The organism is Gemmatimonas phototrophica (assembly GCF_000695095.2).
GTDB classification, from domain to species: domain Bacteria; phylum Gemmatimonadota; class Gemmatimonadetes; order Gemmatimonadales; family Gemmatimonadaceae; genus Gemmatimonas; species Gemmatimonas phototrophica.
This window is the reverse complement of the sequence record NZ_CP011454.1, coordinates 1,478,933-1,493,267: the sequence shown is the minus strand read 5'-3', so window position 1 is coordinate 1,493,267 and position 14,335 is coordinate 1,478,933. Positions and strand designations below refer to the sequence as shown.

The following is a 14,335-nucleotide window of genomic DNA, read 5'->3' as shown; positions in this document are numbered from 1 at the left end:
TCGGGTTACGGCGGCGGCGCACTGTCCCGCCGCAACTCATGGCGCGGCTCCGGCCGCGACTCCGGCCGCACATCCTGCGGCCGGTTCGGCGTATCGCCCACCGACAGGGGAGCGGCCATGCGATACACGCCGGTACGCTCGCCAAGCACACCGACCGCTGCGTCAATGAGCGGGTCGCGTTGACGATCGTACTGGACGCTTTCCCAGCTCAGCGCGAGATGTGGGGCCACGCCACGCCACTCAATGGGTTCACGATCGGGGCCATACTCCATCCAACGCGGCACCGTAAACTGCCAGCCACTCCCCAGCGCAAAAGTGGCGGGGTTCCCCGAGGCGCCGCCGGTGGTGTCGCCAATGACGGTCACCTGCGGCAACGTGCGCATGGCCGCCACAAAACTCTCCGTGGCACTGAAGCCTCCGCGCCCACTGATGACGACGACCGGTCGCGTGAACTGCCAGAGCCCGCGCGGATTGATGGTGCGGGCGAGCGGCATCTCCACCCCGGTGACGCGGGGGTCGGTATTGATGCGCACGTAGGAGGCGGCAAACGGCCGGCGCGTGAAACGGCCCGCAAAGCCCAGCGCCAGCGCATCACTCCCCCCGGCGTTGGTGCGGACGTCGATGATGAGCCCCTGCGCTTCGCGGGCGCGTTCCAGCATCCCGTCGAGTACGTCGTCGGTCAGTGGCGCCTTCCAACTGCCGATGTGGAAGTAGGCATAACCTCCCACGGTTCCATCGCCCACGGAGGGGCTGCGCGGCGTGTAGGACGCATCACGCAATGCGGCTTGCCACCGTGCACGGTCAAAATTGAGCACGCCGCCGGGACGGTAGGTGGGGACCACGTGCCCGCGGGGATCGACGAACCAGACGTGGAGATCACGAAGCGGCGCCAGCATCTCCAACAGCACGGCCACCAGCTCATCCTGAGTCCGTGCGCGCTCCGCACGCGGGCGATAGCGCGCGCGCTGTGACCGCCAGTCGATCTGCTTGTAGACGAAGGACGGATAAACGTCCTGAAAACGCGTCCACAGCGTGTCGAATTGCGCCACATACGGAGCGACGTGCGATGCCGACGCAGGAGGGAGACGCGTTGGCGTGCGCACGCAGGAGGATGCGAGCGCGGCCGTAACGACGGCGAGCGCTGCCAGGGAGTGCCCTGCGCGATGCATACCTGAAGCATGGGGCACAAAACGCCGCCGGTCCAGACCAGAGGGAGAACCCGCCCCGCGGGTGAGACTTGGGCGCCCCGTGCCTGACGCCGCGGGTTAGCCGCGCAGCACCGTGGAGACCTGTCGGGCGATCACCGCCAGGGCCGGCGAATGCTGCAACGCGTCGGCGTAAAGCCGCTGGAAGGCGTCGCCGTCCGGATCGGCCTTGAGCAGCGCCCGGGCGCGGTCCAGCAGCGCTCGCGCTTCATCCCGTCCCAGCGGCGACTTCTTGTCCGAGGTCCGCTCGTCGATGAGCAGCACCATCTGGGCCATGGGCCTCAGCCAGTCGAACCACGGATCGTTGATCACGAGTTGCAGGAAGGCGCTGTTGTTCTCAATCCGGCCGCGTGCCTTCTCGTACCGGACGCGCTCCGCCTCCAGGAGGGCGCGATGCACCTTGAGCAGCAGCGTCCGGGCCACCTCGAGGCGTTGCAGCTCCTCGGCAGACGCCACGGGGAGCTCCACCGGCAAGACGCCATCGGGCGCCCCGGAGGACGGGGCGACGGTCGGGGCATTCGTGTCACGTGGGGCATTGAGGCCCCCGGTTTCGGGATTGCTCATGGTGCGCTCCTGCTGGTCACAAGGTACGGGACAGCGGTTCCGGGTGTAACGTATCGTTGGCGGCAAGCGTTTTGCCCCCGCCCTGCGTTGATGAGCGGGGGCAGATGCCCCGCCTTGTCCCTCCATTGTTCCCGAGGCAGCCCAACGTGCTGAAGCCCCGACCGTCCTCCGACTCCCTGCGATCATTGGCCCTGCTGGGGCTGCTCGCGCTCCTCTGGGCCGTTCCCGCAAAGGCGGCCGCGCAAAACCAGACTGGCAACAGCGCCACCGCCGGCAAGGGTGAACTGCTGGCCGACGAAGGCTACGTGACGCCCCCCGAGGCGATTGCGAAGCTGGTGACCGCTCCACGCGACAAGAACGTGAGCTTCTCGGCTCCGAGCCCGGGGACCCGCCAGTATTTCATGCGGACCGTGAGTGACGGACTCCCAGCCCTCCGACTGGTCGGCAAAGCGCATCACAATCTGGGAGGGCTGCAGATCGATCAGCAGGCCAACCGGGAGCGCGCACTTACCATGCGCAGCACGGCAGGCATTGAAGTCACCGAGTGGGCCACGGGGAAGCGGACGTCCGTCAGCATCCCGGTGGGTGCGCGCGTCGGCGCGCCGGTCTGGTCTCCTGACGGTACGCAGATCGCGTTCTTTGCGCTGTTTGACGACGCGACCCAGCTCTTCGTGGCGGATGCCGCGACCGGCAAATCGCGGGCGGTGTCGCCGCGGACAGTACTCGCCACCACGGTGACATCACCGGTCTGGACGGCTGATGGACAATCACTGGTTACGGTGCTGGTACCAGATGGACGTGGACCCGAACCGAAAGAGCCGGTCTTGGCCAGCGGCCCCATGGTGCGCCTCAACGAAAGCAACAAGCTCAAGACGCGCACGTACGCTGATCTGGTCATGACGCCGTACGAAAAGGATCTGCTGGCGTACCACCTGAACGGACAGCTGGCGGTTGTGAACACCAGGAGCCGCGCGATTCGAAAGATTGGGGCGCCCGGACTCATTCGCGGGATCGATGCGTCACCCGATGGGCAGTACTTCAAGGTGACGTTCGTGGAGAAGCCGTTCTCATATGCGCTACCGGTAGTGTCGTACGGCGCCCGTGACGTGGTGCTGGATGCCGCCGGCGCCATCGTGAAGGAAGTGGCGAAGCGTCCGTTGCGGGAGAGCGACGATCCGTCCGACCCCATGGCCGTGCGCGGCCGGACTGCGGTAGATACCAGCAAGCGCGACATCCGGTGGCATCCGTATGCGCCGGGGCTCTTGTACCAGCAGCTGGCGCCGGTGGCCCGTCGCGATGGCACCTCGCCAGCGGCGCCGGCACGCGCCGACAGTGCCGCCACCGCGCGACGCAACGATCGCGTCATGCACTGGAAGCCGCCGTTCGACTCCATGAGCGCCAGCGTGCTGTACGAAAGTGCCAACCGGATTACCGCGACCCGGTTCAATGATGCCGGCACCATTCTCTTCGTGACGGAAAGCGGCACGGGCGGCACCTTTGAGCAGGCCATCTTCCTGACCGAGAACAACACCAAGTACACGGTGCTCACGCCGCGCCGTGGCGCCGACACCACGCAAGTGCGCGGCGGCTTCGGGGGACGGCAACCCGACGGGTTGGTCACGCGTCCCGGACGCAAGGGGGTTCCCGTGGTGATGGTCTCCACCGATGGGAAGTTCGTCTTCCGTACCGGAACAGCACCCGACACGGCCAAGGTGCAGAACACATGGGTGGAGAAGATCGAGATCAAGACCGGGAGCATCTCCCGCCTGTACGAAAGTGACGGCTCCATGGTCGAGTCGATTTCGGCGCCTCTCGACGATGATTTCTCGAAAGCCGTCGTGCAGCGCGAATCGGCGACGATGATTCCGCAATCGTTTGCGCTGACGCTGGCCACGAAGGACGCCAAGCAGCTTACGCAGAACGTGGACATCATGCCCGAACTGTCGGCAGCAGTAAAGAAGACCGTCATTGCGCGTCGTGCCGACGGCTACACGTTCAACGTGAAGGTCACGCTGCCGGCCGATTACAAGGACGGCACTCGTCTTCCGGCCATGTTCTGGTTCTATCCGTATGAGTACGACAATCAGGCCGCGTACGATCGGGCCGCGACACAGAACGCTCAGCGCGAACGCCGGTACGCCACGTACGGCCCGCGCTCGTTGGCGTTCCTGGTCACGCAGGGCTATGCGGTGGTCGAACCCGACGCGCCGATCTTTGCCAGCGAAGGCCAGCTGCCCAACGACAACTACGTGGCAGACCTGCGCAACAACTTGTCGGCTGTCATCGATGCGCTCGACACGCTGGCCATCATCGACCGCCACCGTCTCGGCCTCGGTGGTCACAGCTACGGTGCCTTCAGCACCGTGAACGCCATGGTGCATACGCCCTTCTTCAAGGCGGGCATTGCCGGCGACGGCGCGTACAATCGGACACTCACGCCGAATGGGTTCCAGTCCGAACGTCGCGACCTCTGGGCCGGCCGGCAGACCTATCTGGACATGTCACCGTTCCTGTATGCCGACCAGTTGAACGGCGCGCTCCTCATGTACCACAGCACCGAAGACCAGAACGTGGGCACCGATCCCATCAACTCCACGCGCCTGTACCACGCGCTCATGGGGCTCGGCAAGACGACCTCGCTGTACATGTATCCCTATGAGGATCACGGTCCGATCGCGCGCGAGACCGTGCTCGATCAATGGGGGCGCTGGGTGGCGTGGCTCGACAAGTACGTGAAGAACGCCAACGCGCCCAAGAAGCCGGCGGCAATGTAATGCGGTCGTTTGTGGCGTAAGGCCGTTTCGACAATGATGCGCATCAAACGAGGCACTCAGGTATTGGCCGTCAGCGTGGGGGCGATGGTGGCCCCCACGCCGGCGGTCGCGCAGCCACAACTGCTGCGCGGCAGTGCCCTGCAGTGGCAGGTGGCGCTCAGCGACGCGGTGTCCACCCGCACCGCGTCGCACAACGAATTCATCGACGGCGATTTCAGCACCGTCGCGGTGCAGGTCGCCAAGCCGTTGGTGCGGTGGCGCGGGGCGACGTTTTCGTGGTTGGTGGAAATCCAACCCGTCATTCGGGTCCTGTCCGGTGCCCCACCGGAACGCGTACCAACCTTGGCCAATGACCCGGCGGAAGCGGGAAACCCGGAACGTCTTGCCCGGTATTCGCTACGGCGCAGTGTCGGGGTGGGTATCGCGCCCTTCGGGGCGGAAGCGCAAATGCCGCTGGCGGCCCACACGCACCTCATTGTCAATGTGACCTCGGGCGGGGCGTGGTTCAGCCAGGTCGTGCCGTACGGCAAGGCTACGCAGGCCAATTTTACCGTGGCCCCCGGCGTAGCGTTCCAGCAGGACGTGGGGAGCCAGAGTGCCATGGCGGTGGGCTACGCGCTGCACCACCTCTCCAATGCCAGCATGGGAGGCGCGAATCCGGGAATGAATTCGCACCTCCTGTTCCTGCGTTGGACGAGGAAGCGCTGACATCAGCGCCTCCTCGCGGACAGCACGCTTACGGCACGATGACCTTGGGCTTCGCCGGCTTCGAGCCGTTCAGCCGCGGGCGGGGCCCATTGGCCACTTCCACCGTGATGTCCCGGATGTAGTTGGCAATCCGCGCGTAGTGCGGATAGTCAATCCACTCAGGTTCGTCCGTACGCTGGTGGTAGTCGCCGTGCAGTCCGGTAAAGAAGAACGCAATGGGAATACCCTGCTGCGCATACCGGAAATGATCGCTGCGACCATAAATATTGTTGTAGCCCGACCAATCACTGGGCTCATCAAACTTGTAGTCGAGCGCCAGCGGCTTGGCCTGCTTCGTATTCACCTTGGCGACCGTCTCGCCAAGGTCCTTGGAGTCGAACAGCGACCCAATGACGGCGACGTAGTCGTCGCTGCCCCCCGGCAAATCCTCGGCACGTCCGCGTCCGATCATGTCGATATTGAGCTGCGCCACAATGGAATCGATGGGCACCGTCGGATTGCGCGTGAAGTGCGCAGCGCCCAGCAAGCCGGCCTCCTCACCAGTGTGCCACACGAACAGCAGCGAGCGCTTGGGCTTCACCGGCATGGCCATGATGGCCTCGGCAATCTCCAGCACGCCCATCGATCCTGACCCGTCGTCGTCGGCGCCATTGTTGATGGAATCGAGACGCGGCGTGGGGTGCATTTTCCGAATGCTGTCCATGTTCACGCGAATCCTCGTCACCTGCTCGGGTCCCAGCGGCTTCATGTTGTTGGCCAGCAGCAGACGATTGCGGGCTTCGTTGAAGGCCTTGAGGGAATCCTTGTCGATTGGCGTGGTGAAGCCGACATGATCATTGTGCGCGCCAATGGCGACATACTGCTGCCGCAATTTGGGATCGCTGCCGGGAATGATACCGATCACGTTGCGTCCGAATTCGGTGGGCAGCTCCACGAAATCGAGGGCGGCGTTCACCACGGCGCCACGCGTACCGGGCGCCAGCGCCTCGACTGCCTGGCCCTTGAACAGCTGCGCCGCCCCCATTCGCGTGAGACGGAAGCTCGCCTGCGGCTGCAGTGCGGCGAGTTCGCGTTTGAGCATCGCGAGCGAATCCACCGGTCCGGATGCAGCGGGCGCGACGCGCGGTGGCGCGATTTGCTGCGCCACCGTGGGCTCATTGATCGCGATGCGCTGCGCCGGCGCAAGATTGTCGAGATCGATAATCGCGACGGCCGCCGCATCGGCAAACCGCGACGGCGCCGGTGCGAAGTTCTGTCGCACCGCGAACCCCTGCCCCTGCCCTCCGCGCCCACCCGGCGCTGGCAGTAACACGACAAACTTGCCCGCCGCCGCGCTGGCCGGGATCTGCTGCGCGGTGTCGCCCTGCGTGCCGCCAAAGACCACTTCCGCATCAACCACCATGCGCGGCGCTCGCAGCCCCGGAACGGCCACAATGTCGGTGTTCCACGCCAGGGGGTTGCCGTCAGCCGTTATCCGGGAGTGCTCCGTAAACTTGCGCAAATGAAAGGGCAGATTCTGGAAGTACGTGCCATTTACCCCGCCCGGCTCCAGCCCGAGGCGCTTGAGCTCAGCGGCAATGAAGTCGGTGCCCTTCTGATTGCCCACCCGCCCGACCTGCCGCCCCATCATCGAGTCGTCGGCAAACTGGTAGAGACGGATCTGGAGATCACGCGGCGTGATGGCCGGCGCCGTAGGGGCCGGTGTGAGCCTCTCGGGGTTTCCGAACCGGTTGAGAGGGCCCACTCTTCCCGCGCCAGCGGTACAGGCGCTGACGAGGGGAAGCAGTATGGCGCCGATAAAGGCGCCCCGAGGCAGGTATAACCGCATCAACGTTCTCCTGGAGACAAGGCGAAGGAGAAAGTTACGCGAAGAGCCCGCGCAGGGGCATATTTGCGGGAGTTTATCACCCTCTGGTCGAGATTCGCCTCATGTGGTCATTGGCTCTCCAGCTGCTCACCGTCGCGACGGTTTCCCACTCGCAGGTGCAGCCGCCTCCCACGCCGTATCAGGTCATGGTCGCCGAACACGCCCGGCTGACGGACGCGGTCACGATAGAGCGGGCCATTGCGTCCGGGGACTCCGTGTTGCAACGGCTGGCGGCGCGGGCACTGGGGCGCACCGATGACGAAGGGTGGGCGCTGATGCTCGACCGCCTCATGGACAACCCTGCCGCCTCGGTGCGTCGGGAGGCGGTGCGCGCGGCAGCCCAGCTGCAGAGTGCCGGCATGGTGCTCCACGCTCGCAGCTTTCCTTTCACGAAAGAGCGGGATCCCTCGGTGCGCGCCGAGTTGTATGAAACGTTCGGACGTGGCGGATTTGATTCGAGCCGAGTGGAAACGGCGCTGCTGACGGGGCTCACAGACGAGTCGCTGGACGTACAACGCGGGGCCGCACGGGGCATGGAATCGTACCTTCGGCGGAGAGCGCGCACATCCAAGGCATCGCCCGCAACGCTCAATGCCGTCGCGGCGGCGGCGGTACGTACAACCGATCCCGAGCTGCGACTCACGCTGTTGTTGGCCCTGAACGCGGCGGCGTATCGTGACAGTGCGGCGATCCGTGTTGGGCTGGCGGATGCTGACCCGGAGATTCGACGTGTCGCCGTGATGTTGGGACGCACGTGGGTAGACGACCGCTCGCCCATGGTGCGCTGGCAGGCGCTGCGTGCCGCCGGCACCTGCGATCGCGCCGTACAGCATGTGCGTGACCGCAGTGAACATGTGCGTCTGCTGGCGATTGACCTGTTGGGCACGTTGCGGTGCGATCCCGCCCCGCTGTACGCGTTGAGCCGTGACGCCGTGCATTGGCGCCCACGGGCCCATGCGGTGTTCGCCCTCACCTACGCCGATAGCGCGAAGGCTGGCCGTGCAGTTCGCGCCCTGGCCGCCAGCCCCACGTGGCAGGCCCGTGCCTGGGCCGCCCGCGCGGCTCGTCGCCTGAATGACGAGGCACTGCTCCGTCGCCTGGCGAACGATGTGAACCCCAACGTGCGCGTTGATGCCATCACCACGCGCGAAGAAGCGGTGCAGGCGCTGCAGGCCAACCATGCGGGGTTGCTGCTGCAGGCGGCCACCATGCTGAAGAAGGTCGGCGCGGGGGCCACCCGCAAAGAACTGGATGCCGCCGTGCGCAGTTTTGAACGCATCAGTCGCACCAAACCGCTCCGCTGGCGGGACGCACGGGAAGTCTTGCTGCCCTTCATCATCGAAGCCGATCAGGCGCACATGAGCTATGGCGGCGCCTGGCTCACCCAGTGGGTGCGCGATGGAGATCCGGTCATTCAACGCATTGCCACGGAAGCCGTGCCAGCGTTCCGCTTCAGGCAGCCCCCCGGCGGGACGGTGTTCATTCCACCACTCCAAGCGCCTCCGTTTCCGTCGGAGGCGCAGCTGCGCGCGCTCGATGGAGCGATGGCTGTGGTCACCGTGCGTGGCCGTGGTCGCATGGAGCTACAGCTGCTCCCCGACGTGGCGCCCGCGGCGGTGCACGCCTTTGCCACGCTGGCCGAACGCGGCGCGTATGCGGGCAAGACATGGCACCGGATTGTCCCGAATTTTGTGGTGCAAGGCGGCAGTCCTGGCGCGAACGAGTACGACCCTGCCACGACCTACTTCATGCGCGATGAAGTGGGGGCGCGCAACGTGCGTGGCAGTTTTGGCATCTCGACGCGCGGGCGCGACACGGGCGATGGACAGCTGTACATCAACATCGTCAACAACATGCGGCTGGATCATGACTACACCGTGTTCGCCACCATGTCGCGCGGGTTCGACGTCATGGATACGATACAGGAAGGGGACGTGATTGAGTCGGTGGTGATTCGCCGAAGCAGCACGCGGAGCCGCTGATGCAACCATCCGTTACGGTCGCTGCCCTCGTGCTGGTACTCGGTGTGAGCCCCGGGCTGTTCGTCGCGCAACACGTCGGTGCACAAGAGAGTGCACCAGCCGGTGCCGACGCGGCGCGCAAGACAGCGCCCACCGCTGACACGCTGGTGCGGGGAGCACGCCGTCCAAGTGCTTCGGCATTGGGGCTGCTGGTGTTTCAACGCGACGGCCAGCTCTACCGGCAGCGCGCCGGCGAACCGGCCGTCGTCATCTCCGAAGGCAGTGCCTTCCATCGCGACCCATCATGGGAAGGCAGCACCCTGTACTGGGCCGCCGACTCCGGTGGCCGGTATGCGATTTACTCACGCACGACAGACGACGCCACGGGCGCGTTCACCGCACCGGTAAAGCGCCTGACCAACAGCGTCGCTCATGATGTATCACCGGCCGCCTCCGCAGGGCGCGTGTATTTCCAGCGCGGGCTGGGCAACGACTCCCGTATCTGGGTCCGCGAGGGAACGGCCACCGAACGCCGCCTCAACACCACAGAGCAGACGGAAAAGCGCCCCCGCGTGTCGGCGAACGGTACGGTGGTGGCGTATATCGTGCATACGGAGACGACCCGCCGCGTCGTCGCCAACGGTCGTACGATTTTTACTGACAACAGCATCGAAGATATTGCGCTGGCACCAGCGGGTACGCAGTTGGCAGTGTCGACACGCAACGGCGTCTTTGTTGTTCCCGTGGCCGGTGAGCCGTTCAGCAACCTGCTCTCCCGCACCCACGGTGATGTGGACTGGTCGGCCGACGGCACCTTGGTCACGATCGCCGAGTTTCGCGAAACGGCGATGAGCTACAATGGGGACCCGGATCGCGGCGTAGACCGTGCGGCACACGAACGGGTATCCATGGCGCAGTCGGTCACCGCGCCGCAGATGCTGCGACTGCCGGCGCCGTTGGCACCGGATGCCGGACGCATTCTGGTGGCGGGTCCGCTGCCGGAACCGCGCGCACAGCTGAACGCCGCCGCCTTTGATCGCGTGTGGGAGCGCAGTGCGCGACTCTATTTCGGAACGCCGACCATGGCGGCCTCGCGCACGGTGTGGGACGCCGTCCGGGCTCGGCTGCGCCCGATGGCAGTGGCCGCCGCGACAGACAGCAGCGTGCAGGATGTGATCTATCGGCTGCTGCAGGCCCGGCCGCCGCTGCGCGTGGAGGCCACCGGAAAGGCCGCGGTATCGAGCGCGCATCCCGTGGCCACAGACGCCGGGCTCGAGATATTCCGAAAGGGTGGCAACGTGGTCGATGCCGCCGTGGCGGTGAGCTTTGCACTCGGCGTGGTGGAACCGGACGCCAGTGGCATTGGTGGCTACGGCGAAATGGTCATTGCCCTCAAGGGAAAGCAGCCGACGCTCATTGAATTCATGAGCCGTGTACCGGAGGAGGGTGGGTTGAGCAACACCTCGTTGCTCACGAATGGGCGGTACCCGAGCGACGGCCCGGTCCTGGTGAATGTGCCGGGGACTGTGGCCGGTATGTATCTCGCGTGGCAGCAGCATGGCAGCAAGAAGGTCACCTGGGCGGAGCTGATCGCCCCAGCCATTCGCGCGGCACGCACGGGCTACGCGGTGAGCGATGGACTCGCCACCACGTTGGCGACCGAACGCGAACACTTTGCCAAGTACGAGGGGAGCCGAGCGCTCTTCTTCCGGAACGGCGTGCCAATGCAGCGTGGTGACACGGTGAAGAATCCGGATCTCGCGTGGGTGTTGGAGCAGATTGCCGCCAAGGGTGCCGATGGCTTTTACAAAGGCGAGGTGGCGACCAAATACGCCGGGGATTTGCGCGCCAAGGGGAACGCCATGAAGGTGAGCGATCTGGCGCGCTACTTTGCCAACGAGCGCGCGCCGGTGTGTGGCACGTACCGCACGTATCGCCTGTGCTCCGGTGCACCGCCGGTGAGTGGTGGGGCCGACCTGGTGGCTCGCCTCAACCTGCTTGAGCAATTCCCGGCTCCCAAGCCGTATACCGACGACGCCCCCACACTGCACGCCATGTTGAGCGCATGGTTCCTGACGCCGTCATCGCGTAACAAGATCGCGGATCCCGCGCTCTGGCCTGTCGATGTGGCGACCATCGTGGACAAGGATACCGCCAAAGTACGGTGGCAGTGTTACGCCGCCGACAAGGCGCTCACCCCACGCGCCGTCCGGGGCGATACGCTGGAGTGCCTCAAGGATCGTGCGAAGGCCGCGACTGGAGCGCCTTCTGATGCCGCCGCAGAGGAAAACACGGCGCTGTCTGACGCATCGCCCTGCGGTGATGAACACGCGAGAGAGATGACCGTGTGTCACGCGGCCGGGACAACGGCCTACACCGTGGCGGATGCCGACGGCAACGCGGTAGCGGTCACGCAGACACTAGGCACCTGGGGCGGCAACTTCTACGTGACTCCTGGGTTGGGCTTTCTCAGCAACGACAAGCTCACGTCGTACGGTACAGACCCCACGCAGTACGGATCACGTCTGCCGTTCGCGCGGCATGGCAGCACGTTGGCCCCTACCATCGCGTTCAAGGGCGATCGCCCCGTCTTTGCGGTGGGTGCCGCCGGCAATGCCTGGATAACCAGTGCGGTGTACCAGACGCTTATTGGCGCGCTCGACTTCGGACTGGGCCCTCAGCGGGCCTTGGAGCTGCCACGCTTTCTGCCGGGCGGTGGGTTTGGACCGGCCACACCCGGTAGTGCCGCCGCCAATCCGCCCTATACCATCCAACTCGAAGACGGCTTTGCCCCGCAGGTCATGCAGCGCCTGCGCACACTGGGGTACGACCTGTCGTTTGTCTCCGCCCGAGGTGAACTGCGCGAAGGCTACGGCGGCGCCATTCGCATTGGCGGACGCACGGTAACGGCTGGTGCCGATCCCCGGCGGGCTGGCGCGGCGGGAGCGATCCGGTAACTACCGACCAGCCGGCACCGTCTCACGGTTCCACACGAAGCGCTTGAGAAACACCCCCATACGATCGAAAGTATCGATCCAGTTGGCGTGCAGCATGGACTCGTGCAGATCGTCGGGGACCACCATCAATTCGTGGTAGATCTTGCGGGCGCGCAGCAGCTGCACGAGCCCCACGGTTTGCGCGAAGTCCACGTTGCGGTCATCGTCGCCGTGTACCAGAAAGACCGGGCTCTTCCAGCCTTCAATGGCGCCAATGGCGGCAGACTTGAACGCCGAACTGGTGGAGTCGAGCATGTAGTCGTAGTGGTGCACGCCGGCCATATCCACACCGGCCACGAAGATATCACTGTTGCGCGCCAGCGCCTGTGACGCCAGCAGGCCACCGTACGACAGCCCCCAGATGCCCACGCGCGACGGGTCGACGTCCGGGCGCTGCTGCAGATATTTGGCGCCGGCCACCACATCGAGATACTCGCTGTTCCCCTTGTCGCGGGCGTTGGGCGCATCGCGAAAGCTCTTGCCGTATCCCACGCCGCGACGATAGTTCACCGACAGCACGATGTACCCCTGATCGGCCAGCCACTGATTGGCCGCGTACGACCAATGGTAGAACTGCATGTAGTGATACGCCGGCAGCATTTGGCGTCGCGGCCCACCATGCACAAAGACAATGGCCGGTCGCTTTTCTCCCGGCTTCAGATTGCGCGGCAGGAAGAGCTGATTACTGATCTCCAGCCCATCCTCGGCCTTCGTCTTCACGATGTGCGGCACCACGTGCGACGTGGTGGGAAAGTCGGCTCCGAGCGTGGGGTAGATGATGCGTGGCGAACCGCCCGACGCGGGGACGAGCGCCACCGATGCCGGCGTGCGCGCACCAAAGGCCAACACCGCCACGTGCTTGCCGCTCGCCAGCGGCTGTGGGTGTGTTTCCACGCCGTCGCCGCTGGTCAGTTGCACCGGGGGGCCTCCCGTACTTGGCACGCTCCAGATATGCCGACGCTCAATGTCACCGGCGTTCGTGGTGTAGAACATGGTGCTCCCGCCGTCGCGCGACCACGCCACTGAAGTGGCGTCTTCGATCAGTCCATTGGTCGTGGTGAGACGCACCGGAGTGGTGTCACCGGCAGCACGCACCGCGTACCACCGCTCAAACTCATCGCCCGGCACATTCACGGGGAAGGCAATGTGGTCACCGGCCCACGTCATGTTGGCGAGCGTGGTGAAGACACTATCGCCCACCGCGTTGTGCCACACTTCGCGCGCCGGAATCTGCGCGGCAACCATGGGCGACGTGATGTCTCTAGCGCCACCAATGTCCGCGATCATGAGCGCCAGTCGATAGCCACCTGGCAAGGCTGAGGTAAAGAACCCCGGCGACCGCACCAGATTGTTCTGCCCAGCCGTGATGGGCGTGGAGGTTGGCGCCCCGCTGTTGCCACCGCAGCCACCCGCCGGATTGGCCACGCCCGCTGGCGTGCGTTGCTGCATTCCGAACGGCGTGCCGGGACGGCGCGAGAACGCGAGAGAGCGTCCATCAGGAGACCACGCCGGCGTACCGTCGCAGTCCACACCGGGCGCGACGTACTGCACGGTGCGCGACGCGACATCGTACACCGCCACAAACGCGTGATGTTCGCGGTCACTCACAAAGGCAATGCGCTTGCCATCCGGTGACCAGCGTGGCGACCCGTTACGCCCCCACAACCGGATGAGCGGGACTCCGCCGGTATCCATGGCGGTGACCGGCCCGGTGCGCGAAACGCGGGCTCGATAGATCTGCCCGTCGCGCGTGAAGAGCACCCACTGACCGTCAGGCGATAGCTCCGGCGATGCACCCTCCGCCACGCGCCACGCTGGCCCGCCAGCGGTGCGTACGGCCCAGATGGCGCGCTCGGCGCCACGTGGATCATGATTGGGGTTGGCCACCCATCCCCATCGATTGGGGGCCGATCCGCGCACGAATACGACCATTCGCCCATCATCGGAGATCTCGACATCCGTGAGATCGATGCCGTCGTCGCGCGTGAAATTCGTGAGGCGCCGCGGACGAAAGTCAGGGGCGGCGGCGCTGTACACATTGCGCAATCCGCGATCGTACACCATGAACGCCACGCGATCCGCTTTGCGGGCCGACACCAGCGATAGCGGTGAGGCTGGTGACATCCAGGGTGCAATACTGGGGATGACCACCTCTTGCTGCGCCTCGCCAGCCACCGGTGTGCTTGCCGCCAGCACAGCGCACGAGGTCATGCCCGTAACGGCACGACTGAGCTGTGTAGTAGACCAACGGAACGCGTGC

At 65.3% G+C, this 14,335-nt stretch carries 8 protein-coding genes; 4 read left to right on the top strand and 4 right to left on the bottom strand.

Annotation, left to right across the window (positions count from 1 at the left end; all coding sequences use genetic code 11):
• Positions 1 to 5: 5 nt before the first annotated feature.
• Both GEMMAAP_RS06140 and GEMMAAP_RS06135 read right to left on the bottom strand, forming a co-directional pair.
• Positions 6 to 1,169 (bottom strand): S41 family peptidase, encoded by a 1,164-nt coding sequence (locus GEMMAAP_RS06140; RefSeq protein ID WP_026850262.1) that lies wholly within the window; start codon positions 1,167 to 1,169, stop codon positions 6 to 8.
• Positions 1,170 to 1,265: 96 nt separating this feature from the next.
• Complete coding sequence (locus GEMMAAP_RS06135) at positions 1,266 to 1,769, bottom strand: hypothetical protein (RefSeq protein WP_082821106.1); 504 nt, start codon at positions 1,767 to 1,769, stop codon at positions 1,266 to 1,268.
• A 146-nt stretch (positions 1,770 to 1,915) separates the two neighbouring features.
• Here GEMMAAP_RS06135 and GEMMAAP_RS06130 point away from each other — a divergent pair, with 146 nt between their 5' ends.
• Positions 1,916 to 4,543, top strand: coding sequence for a S9 family peptidase (locus GEMMAAP_RS06130; protein ID WP_026850260.1), 2,628 nt, complete (start codon positions 1,916 to 1,918; stop codon positions 4,541 to 4,543).
• Positions 4,544 to 4,576: 33 nt separating this feature from the next.
• The gene (locus GEMMAAP_RS06125; protein WP_026850259.1) at positions 4,577 to 5,251 is read left to right on the top strand and encodes an acyloxyacyl hydrolase; all 675 of its coding nucleotides are present in this window, start codon (positions 4,577 to 4,579) and stop codon (positions 5,249 to 5,251) included.
• Between the two features lie 28 nt (positions 5,252 to 5,279).
• Here the strand turns inward: GEMMAAP_RS06125 and GEMMAAP_RS06120 are convergent, their stop codons facing one another.
• Positions 5,280 to 6,995, bottom strand: a complete 1,716-nt coding sequence (locus GEMMAAP_RS06120) for a M28 family metallopeptidase (protein WP_053334320.1) — start codon at positions 6,993 to 6,995, stop codon at positions 5,280 to 5,282.
• Positions 6,996 to 7,180: 185 nt separating this feature from the next.
• Between GEMMAAP_RS06120 and GEMMAAP_RS19960 the strand changes: the two genes are divergently transcribed.
• Together GEMMAAP_RS19960 and GEMMAAP_RS06110 are read left to right on the top strand one after the other, a co-directional pair.
• Positions 7,181 to 9,100 (top strand): peptidylprolyl isomerase, encoded by a 1,920-nt coding sequence (locus GEMMAAP_RS19960; protein WP_053334319.1) that lies wholly within the window; start codon positions 7,181 to 7,183, stop codon positions 9,098 to 9,100.
• On the top strand, positions 9,100 to 12,036 hold the full coding sequence (locus GEMMAAP_RS06110; RefSeq protein WP_026850258.1) for a gamma-glutamyltransferase family protein: 2,937 nt from the start codon (positions 9,100 to 9,102) through the stop codon (positions 12,034 to 12,036). The genes GEMMAAP_RS19960 and GEMMAAP_RS06110 overlap by 1 nt, the downstream gene beginning before the upstream one ends.
• On the opposite strand, the gene GEMMAAP_RS06105 is transcribed toward GEMMAAP_RS06110, so the two are convergent.
• Positions 12,037 to 14,286 (bottom strand): S9 family peptidase, encoded by a 2,250-nt coding sequence (locus GEMMAAP_RS06105; RefSeq protein WP_026850257.1) that lies wholly within the window; start codon positions 14,284 to 14,286, stop codon positions 12,037 to 12,039.
• Between the last annotated feature and the right edge of the window lie 49 nt (positions 14,287 to 14,335).

Bases quoted from the DNA above. Each gene is read 5' to 3' on its own strand.
- GEMMAAP_RS06140 (WP_026850262.1), bottom strand. From the start codon at position 1,169: ATGCATCGCGCAGGGCACTCCCTGGCAGCGCTCGCCGTCGTTACGGCC.
- GEMMAAP_RS06135 (WP_082821106.1), bottom strand. From the start codon at position 1,769: ATGAGCAATCCCGAAACCGGGGGCCTCAATGCCCCACGTGACACGAAT.
- GEMMAAP_RS06125 (WP_026850259.1), top strand. From the start codon at position 4,577: ATGATGCGCATCAAACGAGGCACTCAGGTATTGGCCGTCAGCGTGGGG.
- GEMMAAP_RS19960 (WP_053334319.1), top strand. From the start codon at position 7,181: ATGTGGTCATTGGCTCTCCAGCTGCTCACCGTCGCGACGGTTTCCCAC.
- GEMMAAP_RS06110 (WP_026850258.1), top strand. From the start codon at position 9,100: ATGCAACCATCCGTTACGGTCGCTGCCCTCGTGCTGGTACTCGGTGTG.
- GEMMAAP_RS06105 (WP_026850257.1), bottom strand. From the start codon at position 14,286: ATGACCTCGTGCGCTGTGCTGGCGGCAAGCACACCGGTGGCTGGCGAG.